We start from the raw sequence: 16,302 nt of genomic DNA, 5'->3' as shown, positions 1-16,302 counted from the left end.
ACCTTGCTAATAGGTCTTTTTCTGCTAGTGACATGATTTTTTTCAACAACAATATACCCCACCCATATAATGGGCGGGGTATATTCAGACTAATGATTAGTCTCCTATATAAGATATGCAAAAAGTTTATTATGTAATTTTAGAAATTGGTTGAACTACTTCTTTTTTCTTATTTCTCTCCATCTTTTCACTTAAGATAGGCATAATGAAGCGGTCAAGCCCAAATTTCCCAGCATTATAACCAGCAACGGCAATAAAGATTGCAAGTAAAATGTCCCAAGGATTACTAGATATAGTACCTGCCATTAAGAAAGCAAAATTCATGACCATACCGAAAAATGCAGCATATGTCGTTAAACATCCCAGAATTAATCCTAGCCCTACTAAAAATTCTCCCCAAGGCACGAGTATATTAATTACCCCAGCATTTGGTAAAGCAAACGATTCAATAAACTTTACATACAGTGGATATGCGAGCTCTTCTCCACTTGTCACTGGATTTGCAATAGCATTGGCTAAAAAACCAGATGCATCAAAGCCATTAAACAGTTTTCCCCAACCTGCTGTAAGCCAATGCCAGCCTAAATAAACACGAATAACTGTTAATATACCTGCAACAATATTATTCTCTCTTAATAATTGGTTAAACATCTTACTCACCCTTCTAAATGATTTAGTTTAAGTTTACATTTCACCATCTGATAATACAGAACGTTTTCTAACCCATAGCCATCGTTTTACTAGTATTCAATGATAGCATTTAGATTGTATGATTGACGCTTATCTACCAATTGTTTCGAGCCTCTATCTATAATTTGCTAGATTATAATTCATGAAAAATAAAAGCAACCTCGCATTCAATTTATCTACTTCAATTGCACTTGCAAAAGATGATTACAATGACTTGAATATGGGCTGTGAAATGTGATTAGAATATATCACCCTTTTATGAAGTATCAAATCATTTTTATCTATCGTTCATCGTAGTGTAAAAAAGTTATGGCTTATTGTTGAACAAAATAACAATCATTATGAATGTTATTTCGTATTGATGATTAGCTATAAAAAAAGACTGTAGACAAACTACTGTTTGTCTACAGTCTAATATAGGATTACTTCTGCTATAAATTAGCGACGTAAGCCTAAACGGTTGATTAGTTCACGGTAACGTTGTACGTCAGTTTCACGAAGATATTTTAATAAGTGACGACGACGACCTACCATTTTAAGAAGACCACGCTCAGAGTGGAAATCTTTTTTGTGTGTACGTAAGTGAGTATTTAGAGCATTGATTTCTGCTGTTAATACTGCAACTTGTACTTCTGGTGAACCAGTGTCACTTTCGTGAGTACGGTACTCAGCGATAATTTCGTTTTTACGTTCTTTTGTAATAGCCATTTGTATGGACCTCCTAAATTATAATTAATCCCCATTAGCACAGTAAACGTTGGAGTCATCGATATACCAAGCTAAGGTTAAGCATTTATGCACTTATGAATGTTACCATACATCACTTGGTCAAGCAAGTAAAACGTCGAATTAGATCATCTAATTACGAAAATGAAGTAAAGCTTATAGCTCGTTAAAGTAACGAATTGCTTCTTGTTTATCCTTTTCGATTTGCGTCTTCAATGCCTCAATACCATCAAATTTTCGTTCACTTCGAATGCGTTTATACCATGCTACATGTACTTCTTCACCATAGATATTTTTATCAAAGTTTAGAATATGGACTTCAATCGATAATTGCTTATCATTTGGATCTTTGAAAGTTGGTTTATAGCCCACATTGCAAACACCATCATACCAGTTATTTTGCACAAGCAGGCGAACAGCATAGACACCACTTGCTGGAATAAACGTTCCTTCTAAAGCTTGGACATTTGCTGTAGGGAAGCCAATGGTACGCCCACGTTTATCACCATGTACAACAATGCCATTGATTTCAAATGGTCTCCCTAATAGCACTGTTGCTTCTTCCATGTCGCCTTCTTGTAATAGCTTGCGGATACGGGTAGAGCTGATTTTCTCAACATCATCTGTTTTCTTCTCAACAATCGTTACCCCATATTCACCATTGCTTAATACACGCATATCTTCCATTGTTCCCTTACCAAATGCTCCAAACGAATAATCGAAGCCAGCTGTCACATGTTGAATATTTAATCCACGAATAAATGTATCAATAAACGCAGCTGGTGAAAGTTTGGCAAAATCAGAAGTGAAATGGACAACGAATACCGTATCCACACCCTGTTCTTCAAACAACTGTAATTTCTGTTGTAAGAGTGTAATATAAAAAACCTTTTCGTTACGTCCACCAAGGACTAATGAAGGATGTGGATCGAATGTCATCACTGCAGTTGGAATTTGTCGCTTGTCTCCCTCTTCCTTAGCTGCCTTGATAACTGCTTGATGCCCTCTATGTACACCATCGAAAAAGCCAAGAGCTAATGAATACGGCTGGATACTTTCTCGTTGCTGTAATTGATGTGGGTATTTTAAATGAATGACCTCCATTGAAAAAATCCTCCTACTCTATCGTCGGAAACATCTTATGTGGCTTCATCAAACCATCCTTTGTAGGGTGAGCCTGATAAACCGCAACTGCCTTTCCATTGATTCCATACACAATTTTATCATGACTATTTAATAATGCATCTGCTGGAAGCACTTGTCCATTGAAAATTTCTTTTTCATTGGCGTTCGTAATCTCAATATATGGATAGTCTGCTAATGCATACTCGACAGGTAAAATACAGGTAGCCACTTGCTCAGCCTCCATTAGCTCAGCAACCTGTGCTAATGTAAAACAGTTATCCTGTGTAAAGGTACCTGAAGCAGTTCGTACGAGTTCCTTCATATGTGCTGGATAGCCAAGCGCCTCACCAATTTGTACAGCTAATGTTCGTATATAGGTCCCTTTACTGCAAGCGATACGGACTGGAAATGTAATTTCTTGCCCCTCATATTGTGCTAGCTCATCAAGAAGCTCTAAATCATAAATTGTGACTTGACGAGTTGGTCTTTCAACACTTTCGCCTTTTCGCGCATATTCATAGAGGCGCTTCCCATTTACTTTTACTGCTGAAAACATGGGTGGTGTTTGTTCAATAACTCCAGTTAATGAAGCTAAAACCTCTAGCAACTGTTCACGAGAAAATTTTTTTATCGTAAGATTTTCTTCAACGGTTTCACCTTCTGCATCCTCGGTTGTCGTGGTACGACCGATTGAAATAATTGCTTCATAGGTTTTCCCTGCGTCCGTTAAATATTCTGCTATTCGAGTTGCTTGGCCAATACAAATTGGTAGTACGCCCTCAACACCTGGATCAAGTGTACCTGTATGCCCAACTTTTTTTGTCCGCAAAATTTTGCGTAATTTAAAGACACAATCATGGCTCGTCATGCCTCTTTCTTTCCAAAGCGGTAAAATACCGTTCATATAGCTCCTCCCAAATTGCCTACTCTATAATTAATTACTCATTGGCAATATAACCTTTTCCATGAAGATAAAAAGTCTGCCTGCATAAACATGCATGTGGCAGACTTTTTCAGCTTATTCTTTGTGTAAATCTCTTAGCAATGAATCAATACGGTTACCATATTCAATCGATGAATCAAATTCAAAGATTAATTCTGGTGTACGTCGTAAACGAATGCGTGATCCGATTTCAGAACGAATGAAGCCAGAAGCTTTTACTAAAGCTTTTAGCGTTTCTTCACGTTCACGCTCATTGCCTAAAGATGTAATATAAATTGTCGCTTGCTGTAAATCACCTGTTACATCAACACCTGTAACAGTCACAAAACCAACACGCGGATCTTTTATTTTACGGCCAATAATATCGCCAAGCTCTTTTTTCATTTGCTCAGCAACACGGTTTGAACGTAGAGACATAATTTATCACCTCTATTTCGATGTACAGATAGTTGATATTTTATTGCTGTATCACGCTCTCAACTATCTACTGTTACTTATAAATAATCTCGCCACACATCAAGCTGTTCCCATGATGGATTTGACTGCAAATAATGGAGCGCATGGTTTATTTCCCGTTCAGCTGCATCTTTTGATGAAGAAACAGCAACAAGTCCTAATTTCGTACGCTGCCATACATTTTGATGGTCAATTTCCGCAATAGAAACATTAAATTTCTGCTTTGTGCGGGTAATCATACGCTGTAAAACAGCACGTTTTTCCTTTAACGAATGGGCAGTTTGAATGATGAATTCAACCTCTGCATATACGATCATTAGACGCGTTTAACTTCTTCCATAATATAGGCTTCAATAATATCGCCTTCTCTAATATCGTTGAAGTTTGTAATCGTAATACCACATTCGTATCCTCTTGCCACTTCTTTCACTTCATCTTTGAAGCGTTTAAGCGTATCTAGCTCACCTTCAAATATTACTACGTTATCACGGATCACACGTACACCTGAATCACGCGTTACTTTTCCTTCTGTTATATATGAACCAGCAATTGTACCAACTTTTGATACTTTAATTGTTTGACGAACTTCTGCTTGACCAATAATTTTTTCTTCAAACTCTGGATCAAGCATACCTTTCATCGCTTGTTCAATCTCTTCAATTACTTTATAGATAATGCGGTGTAAGCGAATATCTACACCCTCTTCTTCCGCTGCACGTTTTGCATTAACATCTGGACGTACGTTAAATCCAATAACGATCGCATTGGAAGCTGCTGCAAGAGAAATATCAGATTCTGTAATAGCACCAGCACCTGTGTGAATGATTTTCACATTTACGCCTTCTACATCAATTTTCATTAAGGAAGCAGCCATTGCTTCAACAGTACCTTGAACGTCAGCTTTCACAATTAAGTTAAGCTCTTTCATTTCGCCTTGGCTCATTTGTTCAAATAAGTTATCCAGCGTAACACGTTGCTTTTCTGAACGCTGTGCTTGAATTGCTGACATGGCACGAGTTTCCCCAACTTGGCGTGCTGTTTTCTCGTCTTCAAAGACTACGAAGCGGTCACCAGCTTGAGGTACATCATTTAAACCTGTAATTTCTACTGGTGTTGATGGGCCAGCTTCTTTCACACGACGACCTTTGTCATTCACCATCGCACGTACACGACCATACGCATGACCTACAACAATCGGGTCACCTACTTTTAAAGTTCCATCTTGTACTAATAACGTAGCAACAGAGCCACGTCCTTTATCAAGTTGCGCTTCAATAACTGTACCAAGTGCTAAACGATCTGGGTTCGCTTTAAGCTCACCAACCTCAGCTACAAGTAGAATCATTTCGAGCAATGTATCGATGCCTTCACCTTTTAATGCAGAAATTGGTACGAAAATTGTTTCGCCACCCCATGCTTCAGGAACTAGGCCATGCTCTGTTAATTCTTGCATCACACGATCAGGATTTGCTGATGGTTTATCCATTTTATTCACAGCTACAATAATTGGTACTTCGGCTGCTTTAGCGTGATTAATCGCTTCTACTGTTTGTGGCATGACGCCATCATCAGCAGCTACAACTAGAATTGTTAAATCCGTTACTTTTGCACCACGTGCGCGCATTGTTGTGAAAGCTGCGTGCCCTGGAGTATCAAGGAAAGTAATTTTCTTGTCGCCTTCCGTTACTTGGTATGCGCCAATATGTTGTGTAATACCGCCAGCTTCTCCTGCTGTCACTTTAGTATTACGAATAGAATCTAATAATGTTGTTTTACCGTGGTCAACGTGACCCATGATTGTTACAACTGGTGGACGTTCCGATAATTCAGCTTCGTTCACTTCTTCTGTTTGCTCGAAGTGTGTTTCTAAATCCGTAATGTCTACACGAATTTCTTCTTCCACTTCTACACCATAGTCTGCGCAAATTAATTCAATTGCATCCTTATCTAATTCTTGGTTAATTGTTGCCATTACCCCAAGCATAAATAATTTCTTAATGATTTCAGACGGCTCACGGTGTAATTTTTTTGCTAATTCCGCTACTGATAATGATTCAACAAAAGTAATTTTTTCTGGCAGTTCCTTTTGTTTAACTGGTATAGACGGTTGATGCGTTTTTGGATGGCGACGTTTGCCTCCATGAATCCCTGGTTTTGGACGTTGGTTGTAACCACCGCCACCTCTACGATTATTATTATTATTGTTATTATTATTATTTTGTGTCATATTTCTATTTTGATTACCTTTTGTATTCTTAGATTTTTCGTTAGACGAATTTGAGTTTTGCTGTGCGTGTTGCTGGTTGTTTGCTTTTGGCTTAGAAGTAGCAGATTGCTGCCTTTGTCCTTCTTGCTTTTTCACCGAATGCTGTGGTTTTTGCTGGCCATTTGATTGAGGTTTTTGTGCCATGTTTTGAGTTGATTGTTTTGCTACATTTTTCTCAGGTGTTGCTTTAAATGTTTGATTTAACTTTGCCACAGCGTCTTTCTCTAACATAGACATATGGTTTGTTACACTCACATTTAATTTACTTAGTGCTTCAATAACCTCTTTACTCGTTTTATTCACTTGCTTCGCATATTCATGAACTCTGATTTTGGTCATCTGCTCACCCCCGATTAGTTTTCGTTGAGTAGACTAGACAATTTACGTGCAAAACCTTTATCGGTAATAGCTAAAGCCACTCGGGCCTCCTTACCTGTAGCATGTCCTAGATCATAACGATCTCCAATTACATGATACTCAACGTTGTAGTACGTGCACTTATCTTGAATTTTCTTACTAGAGTTTTTAGAAGCATCGTTTGCAAGCAATACTATCTTAGCATTGCCATTACGGACTTCCTTTACTACTAGCTCTTCTCCTGAAATCACTTTACGTGCTCTTGCCGCGATCCCAAGCAAATTAAATATTGCTTGATTTATCATAAAATTGACTCCCTACGAATCAGCAAAATAAGTTCCTCATAAATTTCTTCAGGAATTTTAACATCAAGCTGGTGCCCTAATACATTTTTCTTACGCGCGATGTCAACTGCCTGCTCTGATTTAGAGACATAGGCACCACGCCCTGGTTTTTTTCCGGAGACATCTACACTTACTTCGCCCTCTTTTGAACGAACAACACGTACCATCTCTTTCTTTGGTAGCATTTCTCCAGTTGCTACACATTTACGAAGAGGTACTTTTTTGTTTACAGCCATAAGAATCACCATTCCTCTCTGAAGCTTGTCGTAAGAGGTGGACAAGTTATGCTCTACTTGACGCTCTGACAGTATTCAGTCGGCGTAGGGGGCCCACTGAATACTGTCAGCTAACTTGTCACACGGGCTTTCTTACTTATTCTTCGTCGTCTTGATATAAGTCAACTGCTACATCATCAAAATCACTTTCTTCATCATCCGCAGGGATGAAAGTGCTTGTAGCCGAAGGATAAATACCTAATCCACGAGCATCTGTCTCACTCTTAATATCAATTTTCCAACCAGTAAGCTTCGCTGCTAGACGTGCATTTTGCCCGCGTTTACCAATTGCTAGAGATAATTGATAGTCTGGTACGACAACTGTTGTCGATTTTTCTTCTTCATTCACTTGAACATCTAATACTTTCGATGGGCTTAATGCATTAGCTACAAAGACAACTGGATCTTCAGACCATTCTACGATATCAATTTTTTCACCATTTAGTTCATTGACAATCGTTTGTACACGAGCTCCCTTTGCCCCAACACATGAACCTACTGGATCTACTTCTTCATTATGCGCAAAGACAGAAATTTTAGAGCGATCTCCAGCTTCACGTGCAATTGATTTAATCTCTACAATACCCTCATAAATTTCAGGTACTTCCATCTCAAATAATCGGCGTAATAAACCAGGATGTGTACGGGACACAATCACTTGAGGTCCACGTGTCGTACGTTCAACTTTTGTAATATATACTTTAATACGATCATGTGGATGATAGGATTCGCCTTGGATTTGTTCATTAACTGGCAATGCCGCTTCTACTTTCCCAAGACCTACATAGATATTACGAGCATCTAAACGTTCAACAACACCCGTTACGATATCATCTTCACGATCTACGTATTGCTCATAGATTAAACCTCGTTCCGCTTCACGTACACGCTGTGTGACTACCTGTTTTGCTGTTTGTGCAGCAATGCGTCCGAAGTTGCGTGGCGTTACTTCCTGCTCCACGATGTCCTCTAGCTGATAAGCTGGATTAATGACTTTTGCATCTTCTAGCGAAATTTGCAAACGATCATCTTCTACCTCTTCCACCACATCTTTACGTGAAAATACACGAATTGAGCCCTTATCTAAATTTAAGTCCACTCGAACATTTTGTGCTTGGTTAAAGTTGCGTTTGTAAGCTGTAACTAATGCCGCTTCAATGGCTTCAATTAACACATCTCTTGAAATTCCTTTTTGTTCTTCTAGCGCATTCAGCGCATCTAACAAATCACTACTCATTTTGTTTTCACTCCTAAATATGCATTATGCTGAAAAATCAATGGCAAGACGTGCCAATGCGATTTTTTCTTGTTCAATTGTTACTGTCATTTTACGTGTTTTAATACGCACTTCCATCACTAATGTATGTTCATCGTATGACGTTAAGTAGCCTAGGAATTCCTTCATGTCCTTGATGGGCTTGTAGGTTTTTACGTAAATAAATTTACCAACTGCTTTTTCAAAATCTGTATCTTTTTTTAATGGACGTTCCGCTCCAGGCGAAGAAACCTCTAAATAATAATTTTGTGTAATTGGATCTTTTTCATCCAATAACAAGCTTAGTCGTTCACTAACTTGAGCACATTGGTCAATGTCAATTGCACCCTCAGGTGTATCAACATAGACACGTAAAAACCAGTTACGTCCTTCTTTTACGAACTCAATATCCACTAGCTCAAGATTTAACTCATCCACAATTGGTTTAGCGAGCTCTTCAATTAAAGATGGTACTTTGCTCATTATTTCCTCCTGTATTTATCAAATTCTAGCGTATGAATTGTTCATTACTATCAGTTAACGCGGTAATGAACCATAATAAAACAGAAATTCCACCAGTTGCTTTGGTGAAATTTAACGGTCTTACCTGCTGTTAGTCAAAATTTGTTTTGCTACGGTTAAACAACAGAAAAGAGCGGGTATGCCCCACTCTTTTGCTGGAAAAATATCAACAAATTATTACCATAAGAATAGCACAGTTCTCGACACAATGCAAATTTCCGTCATTAAAGATAACCATATTGTGTCAGGAATTTGAAAATGCATGAAGACCTTTCAATACGAAACAAATCCCATACTAGAATAGTGATAACTGATTAGCATCAGGCATGCCTTCTAAACATCCAAGCTGATCCATGTATTCAATAAGTGTTTTGGATACACGACCACGTTGCTGTAAATCTTCCTTGGATAAAAACTCTCCCTCTTCACGAGCAGCTACTATCGTTTTGGCCACGTTAGTCCCAAGGCCTGGGATCGCGTCGAATGGAGGGATGAGTGAATTGCCATCAATGACAAATTCACTGGCTTGAGAGCGATATAAGTCAACCTTTTGGAAACTCATACCTCGTTCACACATTTCCAACGCAAGCTCCAACACCGTTAATAAGTTTTTCTCTTTAGTGGATGCATCTAAACCTTTCATATTAATTTCATCAATACGTGCTCGAATCATTTGTGATCCTTGAACCATCGCAATTAAATCGAAATCATCTGCCCGAACTGTGAAATACGCTGCATAATAAAGAATTGGGAAATGTACCTTGAACCACGCAATACGTACAGCCATTAACACGTAAGCTGCCGCATGGGCTTTTGGGAACATATATTTTATCTTTTTACAGGATTCGATATACCAGCCTGGTACTTTATTGGCGAGCATCTCGGCTTCAAACTCTTCTGATAAACCTTTCCCTTTACGAACAGATTCCATGATTTTAAAGGCTAATGACGGCTCTAGACCTTGGTAAATTAAATACACCATAATATCATCACGACAACCAATTACTTCTTTCAGCACACATGTACCGTTTTGAATTAATTCCTGTGCATTGCCTAGCCATACGTCTGTTCCATGTGAAAGTCCAGAAATTTGTACAAGCTCTGAGAATGTGGAAGGCTTTGTATCTTCTAGCATTTGACGTACGAAACGTGTACCAAATTCCGGGATACCCAATGTTCCTGTCTTACAGCCAATTTGCTTTTCTGTGACTCCTAACGTTTCTGGAGAACTAAAAATTTTCATCACGACAGGATCATCGGTTGGAATTGTTTTTGGATCTATTCCAGATAAATCCTGCAACATCCTGATCACCGTCGGATCATCGTGTCCAAGTATATCAAGCTTTAAAATATTGTCATGAATCGAGTGGAAGTCAAAATGGGTTGTCCGCCATTCTGCATCCTGCGCATCTGCAGGGAACTGTACTGGAGAGAAGTCATAAATATCCATATAATCAGGTACAACAATAATTCCCCCAGGGTGTTGCCCTGATGTACGTTTTACGCCTGTACAGCCTTGAACTAAACGATCGACTTCCGCACCTCGGAAATGTAAATTATGATCATTTGCATAGCCCTTTACATAGCCATATGCTGTTTTCTCCGCCACTGTACCAATTGTTCCGGCACGGTATACATAATCCTCACCAAATAGCACCTTTGTATAGTTGTGAGCTTGTGGTTGATATTCACCCGAAAAATATGACGATAGGTAAGCCTTTGAAGTTATCGCCAGCTTTTCCCCCGTCCCACACCGTGCATGAGGCTTTCACACTCACACGGCGTTCCATCGTTAGTTTTGTTGAATGTTATAGGCTAAGCTTTGGATTTCCTACTTCCGTTCTTAGCCTGTTTAATTTGTTCATTGCTTTTATTTCGAATTTACTTAAAATCTTCTGATATTCTTTATTCCTTAAAGGGTCTGAATTGTGAATGAGCATATGATACTTTCTATTAATAATAATCAAGTTATCGTATTCATCTGTACCACCTTGTGCTGTTGATTTAATATGATGACATAACGCTTGATGAGGTGTTAATCTCTCACCCGTAATACCACAGCAGCCTTTTTGTGCTACATATTTACTCAATCGGTTATTCTCATACAGAACACTTTTTGATTTATATATTCCTTTACGAAACATTTCGATTTCTCGAATGGACACTTGTTTTAAATCTTTATGAATTACTTTCCTATCAACTTCATTGTAAATTGTGAATTCAGGCTTTCGCTGTCCTCGTATATCATGTCGAACAGCTTCAATAGGATATACCAGCAATCCATTGCTTTTGAAACGTGGATAATTGTAATCTCCGTAAAATTTATCAATCACTCCGTTTGTTTCTTTTGTTTTCAAAAAGATGTTTCTTATCATGAGTGATTTAATGTTTGGGTGAATGTTATGCCTTATCTCATTAAAATCCTGAGCGATCCGAGTTGCAATCTTATAATAGTTTTGCAGCCCTAAAATATTCGCATTAAAATTCATCACTTTTTGTGGAGTAGGACTTTTTCTTAGTTTTACTAGCTGATGCCTTATAACGCCTTGTACCTTTTCTTTTGCTCTTGGGTCCATCTTAGAATTGACGATGTATCCTGTTTTCGCATTGCCTTTTTGTACCGCTCTAAAGCGAACTCCTAAAAAGTCTGTACCATTCTTACGCAAATTCGTGATTTTACTTTTTTCTTCACTAATTTCTAGCCCTAATCGTTCTTTTAACCATTTTTCAACAGCTATTTTAATCTTTCGAGCATTTTCATATGAGTTCGTGAATATTTTAAAATCATCTGCGTATCGAACTAGATACATTGGTTTTAACCTTGTCTTTTTAAGTGCGTCCGTTTTATTGCGTTTTAGCTTATAAGGTACTCGTGTCGGTTTCGTTTCCCATTGATTTGAGATCCACCAATCCAACTCGTTTAATACTACATTGGCAAGTAGCGGAGATAAAATTCCTCCTTGGGGCGTTCCTTTCGTTGGTACTCCTTCACCTGTAATTTCAGCTTTCAGCATCTTTTTGATGATTACTAATACTTTTTTATCCCTAATACCAATCATCCATAATTGTCTCATTAGCTTTTTATGATTTACATTATCGAAGAAACCTTTAATATCGATATCAACGACAAAATGTTGATGACTATGATTCACCATATGATAGCATCTTGCGAGTGCATCATGTGTGCTTCGTTTCGGTCTAAAGCCATAACTTTGCGGATGATATTTCGCCTCTGTAATCGGTTCTAATACTTGCAAAAACATTTGCTGTATTAATCTATCCTCAATAGTTGGGATACCAAGAGGTCGCATCTTTCCATTCGGTTTTGGTATGAATAACCTTCTTACTGCATGTGGTGAATAATTTTCTAGTCTTCTTCGAACAAGCTTGATTAGTTTATCAGCATTCATTTTGTTTAAATGTTTAATTGTGTGTCCATTAGTACCTTTCGTTTTACTACCTGTATTACTTTTAAGGTTACGAAAGGCGAGCATGATATTTTCTTCGGAAATAATCACATCATAAAGGTCTGTAAAATAACGACCACTTTTACTTTCGTTATAAAGATCATCAAAAGTTGTTTGCAATCCAAAATACTCATTGTTTCTTAACTTTTGAATCATTAAGTCAGTCAACTAATCACTCCCATTGAGCTTTCGTTCTCTTTAGTCATACTAGAATCTGACTTGTGTAGGTTTGTTTTCAACACTAACGACTTGTGCCCTTCCCTCAGAAATGTTTTTTTCCTCCGACCTATTTGTTATTCAGTCATCACTGGCATTTCATCATCGGTACTACGGCACTACTGCCACTCCGTTAAAACGAGTTATAGCTAAAAGCCTTTCCTCGTACCGTCGTCATCGACATGCAACTGTCTCTTACGTTTGGAGCTTCACACGTTCCACTATTTCTATCTGTACATCTTCCCTTAGGTTCCCCCTAAATTCCGCTAGGCTTGCATGTGCCTGTAACACAAGATGGATTTTCATAATCAAACGCTTACTCATCCACACCTAGAAGCCCTAATTTGGACCCCGCAGCATTTCTACTACGTGATATTCACGAAAAGTCAATCGAGGGTTCGTCCCAGTCAATCTACTGATTCTAACCATAGAAAGTTTATAGACGCCAGACCTATCATTCACAGGATGTCTCCTTTTCCACAGCCGTACTGTTTGGGTGAACTTCAGCCCACTTTAACGAGCTTCATACAAGTTTCAATTTTGCAGTCATCCGCTTGCATGTCGTAGCTTCAGCGAGTGTGTTTCGGGGCGTTACTCCGTCATTCCACACTTCGAAATAGCAGTTCTACCATTAATGGTGGCTAATCTTTTCAATTAGCAACGTGTCGCACTCAAATCGATATCGGGTACCTTGTCACCTTTAAAACCAAGGAAGGTTTCAAATGGTATATCTTGTCCATCTTTTTTATAAGGTGTGCCACATTCTGTACAGTCTTTATTTGGTAAATCGAAGCCAGAGCTGACAGATCCATCATCGAAAAACTCGGAATGTTTACAACTAGGACAAATATAGTGAGGAGGTAATGGGTTAACCTCTGTAATTTCCATAAAAGTTGCTACTAACGAAGAACCAACCGAACCACGTGACCCTACTAAATAGCCATCAGCTAATGATTTTTTCACTAGCTTGGCAGAAATTAAATAAATTACCCCAAAACCGTGACCCAAAATCGATTTTAATTCTTTCTCAATTCGAGCTTTCACGATTTCTGGTAAGTCCTCACCATAAATACGATGGGCCATTTCATAAGTTAAATTGGTTACCTCATCATCAGAGCCTTCAATTTTTGGTGTATAGAGGTCATCCTTAATCGGTTTGACGTCGCCAATACTTGCCGCTACTTTTTGAGCATTCGTCACAACCACTTCTTTTGCAAGATCCGGTCCTAAAAAATCAAATTCTTTCAGCATTTCATCAGTTGTTCTAAAATGAACCTCCGGTAGCTTGGATCGATTTAAAATATTCGCTCCACCTTGTGAACCAATGAGTATTTGCCTGAACATTCCATCTGTTGGATCTAAATAATGGACATTGCCAGTAGCAACAACAGGCTTATCTAGCTTCTTCCCAAGTTTAACAAGTTTACGGATAATATCTTCTAATGTCCATTCATCGCGCACAACATTTCGTTCGATTAATGGCGCATATACAGCCTTCGGTTGCACCTCAATATAATCGTAAAAACGAGCGACTTTCTCTGCTTCCTCAGGAGACTTATTCATCATTGTTTCGAATACTTCACCATTACTACAACCAGATCCTACTAATAAACCCTCGCGATATTGCTCAAGCACTGCCCGTGTCACCCGAGGAACACGATAGAATGTTTTTGTATGCGAATGAGAGACGATTTTAAATAAGTTTTTTAAGCCTGCATTATCTACTGCTAAAATCGTACAATGCATAGGTCTACCTTTTTTATAGGCATCCCCACCACCAATATGCTTATTGAAGTCATCATGGTAGTTGATAGCTAGCTCATCCGCATCCTTTAATAGCTGCAGCAGTAAATACCCTGTCGCCTCTGTATCATAAATCGCTCGGTGATGTTGTGTTAATTCAATATTGAATTTTTTACAAAGGGTATTCAAACGATGGTTTTTCATTGTAGGATAAAGCAACCTTGCTAGCTCTAACGTATCAATTACAGGATGGACCGTCTCTTCAAGGCCGAATTTTTTATAGCCTGTATAGAGGAAGCCTATATCAAATGATGCGTTATGAGCGACAACAATTGCGTCACCGATAAAGGCATGAAATTCTTTAATGACCTGCTCTACCTCTGGTGCATTTCGAACCATATCATCTGTAATACCTGTTAATTCAATGGTAGTGGCCGAAAGAGGATGATGTGGATTTGCAAAGCTTTCATATTTATCGATAACATGTCCATCTTTAATTTTAACTGCAGCCAATTCAATAATCGTATCGTATGCAGTTGATAGTCCTGTCGTTTCTACGTCAAAAACAACATACGTTGTGTCTGCCAATAAACGATGCTCTGGAGCATAGGCAATTGGTACACCATCATCCACTAAATTTGCTTCCAGACCATAAATAATCTTAATGCCATGTTTTTTCCCCGCTGCATATGCTTCAGGGAAAGATTGCACAACAGCATGATCCGTAATAGCTATTGCTGGATGCCCCCACTTTGCAGCCTGAGCAACAAGCCGATCAACAGGTGTAACTGCATCCATTTGGCTCATTGGTGTATGCAAATGTAACTCAACACGCTTTTCACCCTCTGGTGCTAAATCCTGCCGTGTTTCTTTTTTGATTTCATTAATATCATTCGCCATGACGATTAAATCACGAATGAATGTATCTGTTTGCACAGAGCCTCGAACTTTAACCCACATGCCCTTTTTCAAATGTTGCATTAATTCGGCATCATCATTATCACGAGAAAACATTTTAACAATGATGGAATCTGTATAGTCGGTAATTTTGATTTGTAATAAGGAACGTCCACTTTTTAACTCTTTAATTTCCGCATCAAAGACAAATCCTTCAATAATAACACGGCGTTCTTCTTCAACAATCCGTTTAATTTCCATGATTTCATCATCTTTAATATGCATTCCAAGTTGGAAGGGACGGTCACCAAGGTTCGCCAGTGCTGGATTGTCCTTCTTCTCTTGCTCACGTTTTTGGAAATCCTGCATCGCTTGCTGTGCCAGAGCCACTTCTTCCAGACGTTTCTGCTCCATAAACGCTTCCTGTGCCGCAATCATTTCTTCCGTTTCTTCTTGTAGCACAAAGTCGATTGCCATACGAGGGAAACCAAATTGACCATAGCTTTCTGCTAGCTTGTCAGCATACTTTGTTTTTAGCATCATAAATTCCATTTCCTGCATGCAGGATAATGTCATCTTTTGGCCGTTCCATGTTGGTATTTGAGAGACGAGACAATTTTTAAGCGGTGGGGCCATCTCATCAATTTGTTCCACAACATTTAGCCAGTAAGCTTGCACCAGTTCCTCTGTCACATTTTGCTCTAACGTTTCAAATGTCGTATTAACTTGCGCGATTGCTGAAAACTTCTCTGTCAAATGGGTACGGAAAAGCTGATATAACGGAAACGGTAGTATATCTCTTAACTTAATGGTGAAATGCCAAAGTCTATCCTTTTTATGAACTGTCAGGCGTGATAATTCACCTTCCTCAAAAAATGACATGTATACATCATCTGTTAACTCTAATTGTTGCAAGAGCATTCGAAGTCTCATTCTTGCCTCTTGTTGCTGTTCCAATCTAATGACACCTACTTTCAGAAAGAGGCAGCTTATTTAGCCTCATGTTCTAATTCGTCTCAA

At 38.6% G+C, this 16,302-nt stretch carries 13 protein-coding genes and 2 pseudogenes; all 15 read right to left on the bottom strand.

Features of this window, described 5'->3' with window-relative positions; all coding sequences use genetic code 11:
* Positions 1-129: 129 nt before the first annotated feature.
* Complete coding sequence (locus ACEVFT_RS08400; RefSeq protein ID WP_205441995.1) at positions 130-651, bottom strand: DoxX family protein; 522 nt, start codon at positions 649-651, stop codon at positions 130-132.
* Positions 652-1,128: 477 nt separating this feature from the next.
* Positions 1,129-1,398 carry a 30S ribosomal protein S15 gene (gene rpsO, locus ACEVFT_RS08395; protein ID WP_008178982.1) on the bottom strand — a complete coding sequence of 90 codons (270 nt, stop codon included), beginning with the start codon at positions 1,396-1,398 and terminating at the stop codon, positions 1,129-1,131.
* A gap of 174 nt (positions 1,399-1,572) precedes the next feature.
* Positions 1,573-2,520 (bottom strand): riboflavin biosynthesis protein RibF, encoded by a 948-nt coding sequence (gene ribF, locus ACEVFT_RS08390; protein WP_205441994.1) that lies wholly within the window; start codon positions 2,518-2,520, stop codon positions 1,573-1,575.
* Positions 2,521-2,533: 13 nt separating this feature from the next.
* Positions 2,534-3,445: a tRNA pseudouridine(55) synthase TruB gene (gene truB / locus ACEVFT_RS08385; RefSeq protein WP_342442715.1), complete on the bottom strand. Its 912-nt coding sequence runs from the start codon at positions 3,443-3,445 to the stop codon at positions 2,534-2,536.
* A gap of 114 nt (positions 3,446-3,559) precedes the next feature.
* Positions 3,560-3,901 (bottom strand): 30S ribosome-binding factor RbfA, encoded by a 342-nt coding sequence (gene rbfA, locus ACEVFT_RS08380; RefSeq protein ID WP_205441992.1) that lies wholly within the window; start codon positions 3,899-3,901, stop codon positions 3,560-3,562.
* Between the two features lie 77 nt (positions 3,902-3,978).
* Positions 3,979-4,257: a DUF503 domain-containing protein gene (locus ACEVFT_RS08375; protein WP_036121391.1), complete on the bottom strand. Its 279-nt coding sequence runs from the start codon at positions 4,255-4,257 to the stop codon at positions 3,979-3,981.
* Positions 4,257-6,545: a translation initiation factor IF-2 gene (infB, locus tag ACEVFT_RS08370; protein WP_205441991.1), complete on the bottom strand. Its 2,289-nt coding sequence runs from the start codon at positions 6,543-6,545 to the stop codon at positions 4,257-4,259. The genes ACEVFT_RS08375 and infB overlap by 1 nt, the downstream gene beginning before the upstream one ends.
* 14 nt (positions 6,546-6,559) lie before the next feature.
* The gene (locus ACEVFT_RS08365) at positions 6,560-6,868 is read right to left on the bottom strand and encodes a YlxQ family RNA-binding protein (RefSeq protein ID WP_205441990.1); all 309 of its coding nucleotides are present in this window, start codon (positions 6,866-6,868) and stop codon (positions 6,560-6,562) included.
* Complete coding sequence (rnpM, locus tag ACEVFT_RS08360) at positions 6,865-7,143, bottom strand: RNase P modulator RnpM (protein WP_205441989.1); 279 nt, start codon at positions 7,141-7,143, stop codon at positions 6,865-6,867. Before rnpM ends, ACEVFT_RS08365 begins: the two co-directional genes overlap by 4 nt.
* Positions 7,144-7,279: 136 nt before the next feature.
* Positions 7,280-8,419, bottom strand: a complete 1,140-nt coding sequence (gene nusA, locus ACEVFT_RS08355; RefSeq protein WP_342534088.1) for a transcription termination factor NusA — start codon at positions 8,417-8,419, stop codon at positions 7,280-7,282.
* Between the two features lie 24 nt (positions 8,420-8,443).
* A complete protein-coding gene (rimP, locus tag ACEVFT_RS08350; protein ID WP_205441986.1) occupies positions 8,444-8,920 on the bottom strand; it encodes a ribosome maturation factor RimP in 477 nt (158 codons plus the stop codon).
* Positions 8,921-9,254: 334 nt separating this feature from the next.
* Positions 9,255-10,658 (bottom strand): annotated as a pseudogene (locus ACEVFT_RS08345) (PolC-type DNA polymerase III); the annotation flags it as partial.
* Between the two features lie 109 nt (positions 10,659-10,767).
* Positions 10,768-12,594, bottom strand: coding sequence for a group II intron reverse transcriptase/maturase (gene ltrA, locus ACEVFT_RS08340; protein ID WP_393949202.1), 1,827 nt, complete (start codon positions 12,592-12,594; stop codon positions 10,768-10,770).
* 243 nt (positions 12,595-12,837) lie between these two features.
* Positions 12,838-12,966, bottom strand: coding sequence for a hypothetical protein (locus tag ACEVFT_RS08335; protein ID WP_393949200.1), 129 nt, complete (start codon positions 12,964-12,966; stop codon positions 12,838-12,840).
* Positions 12,967-13,311: 345 nt separating this feature from the next.
* Positions 13,312-16,239, bottom strand: a pseudogene (locus tag ACEVFT_RS08330) (PolC-type DNA polymerase III); the annotation flags it as partial.
* Positions 16,240-16,302 lie beyond the last annotated feature (63 nt).

Origin of the sequence: Lysinibacillus sp. PWR01 (assembly GCF_043359455.1) — a bacterium.
Taxonomy (GTDB): domain Bacteria; phylum Bacillota; class Bacilli; order Bacillales_A; family Planococcaceae; genus Lysinibacillus; species Lysinibacillus fusiformis_F.
This window is presented reverse-complemented; position numbering and strand designations above follow the sequence as displayed.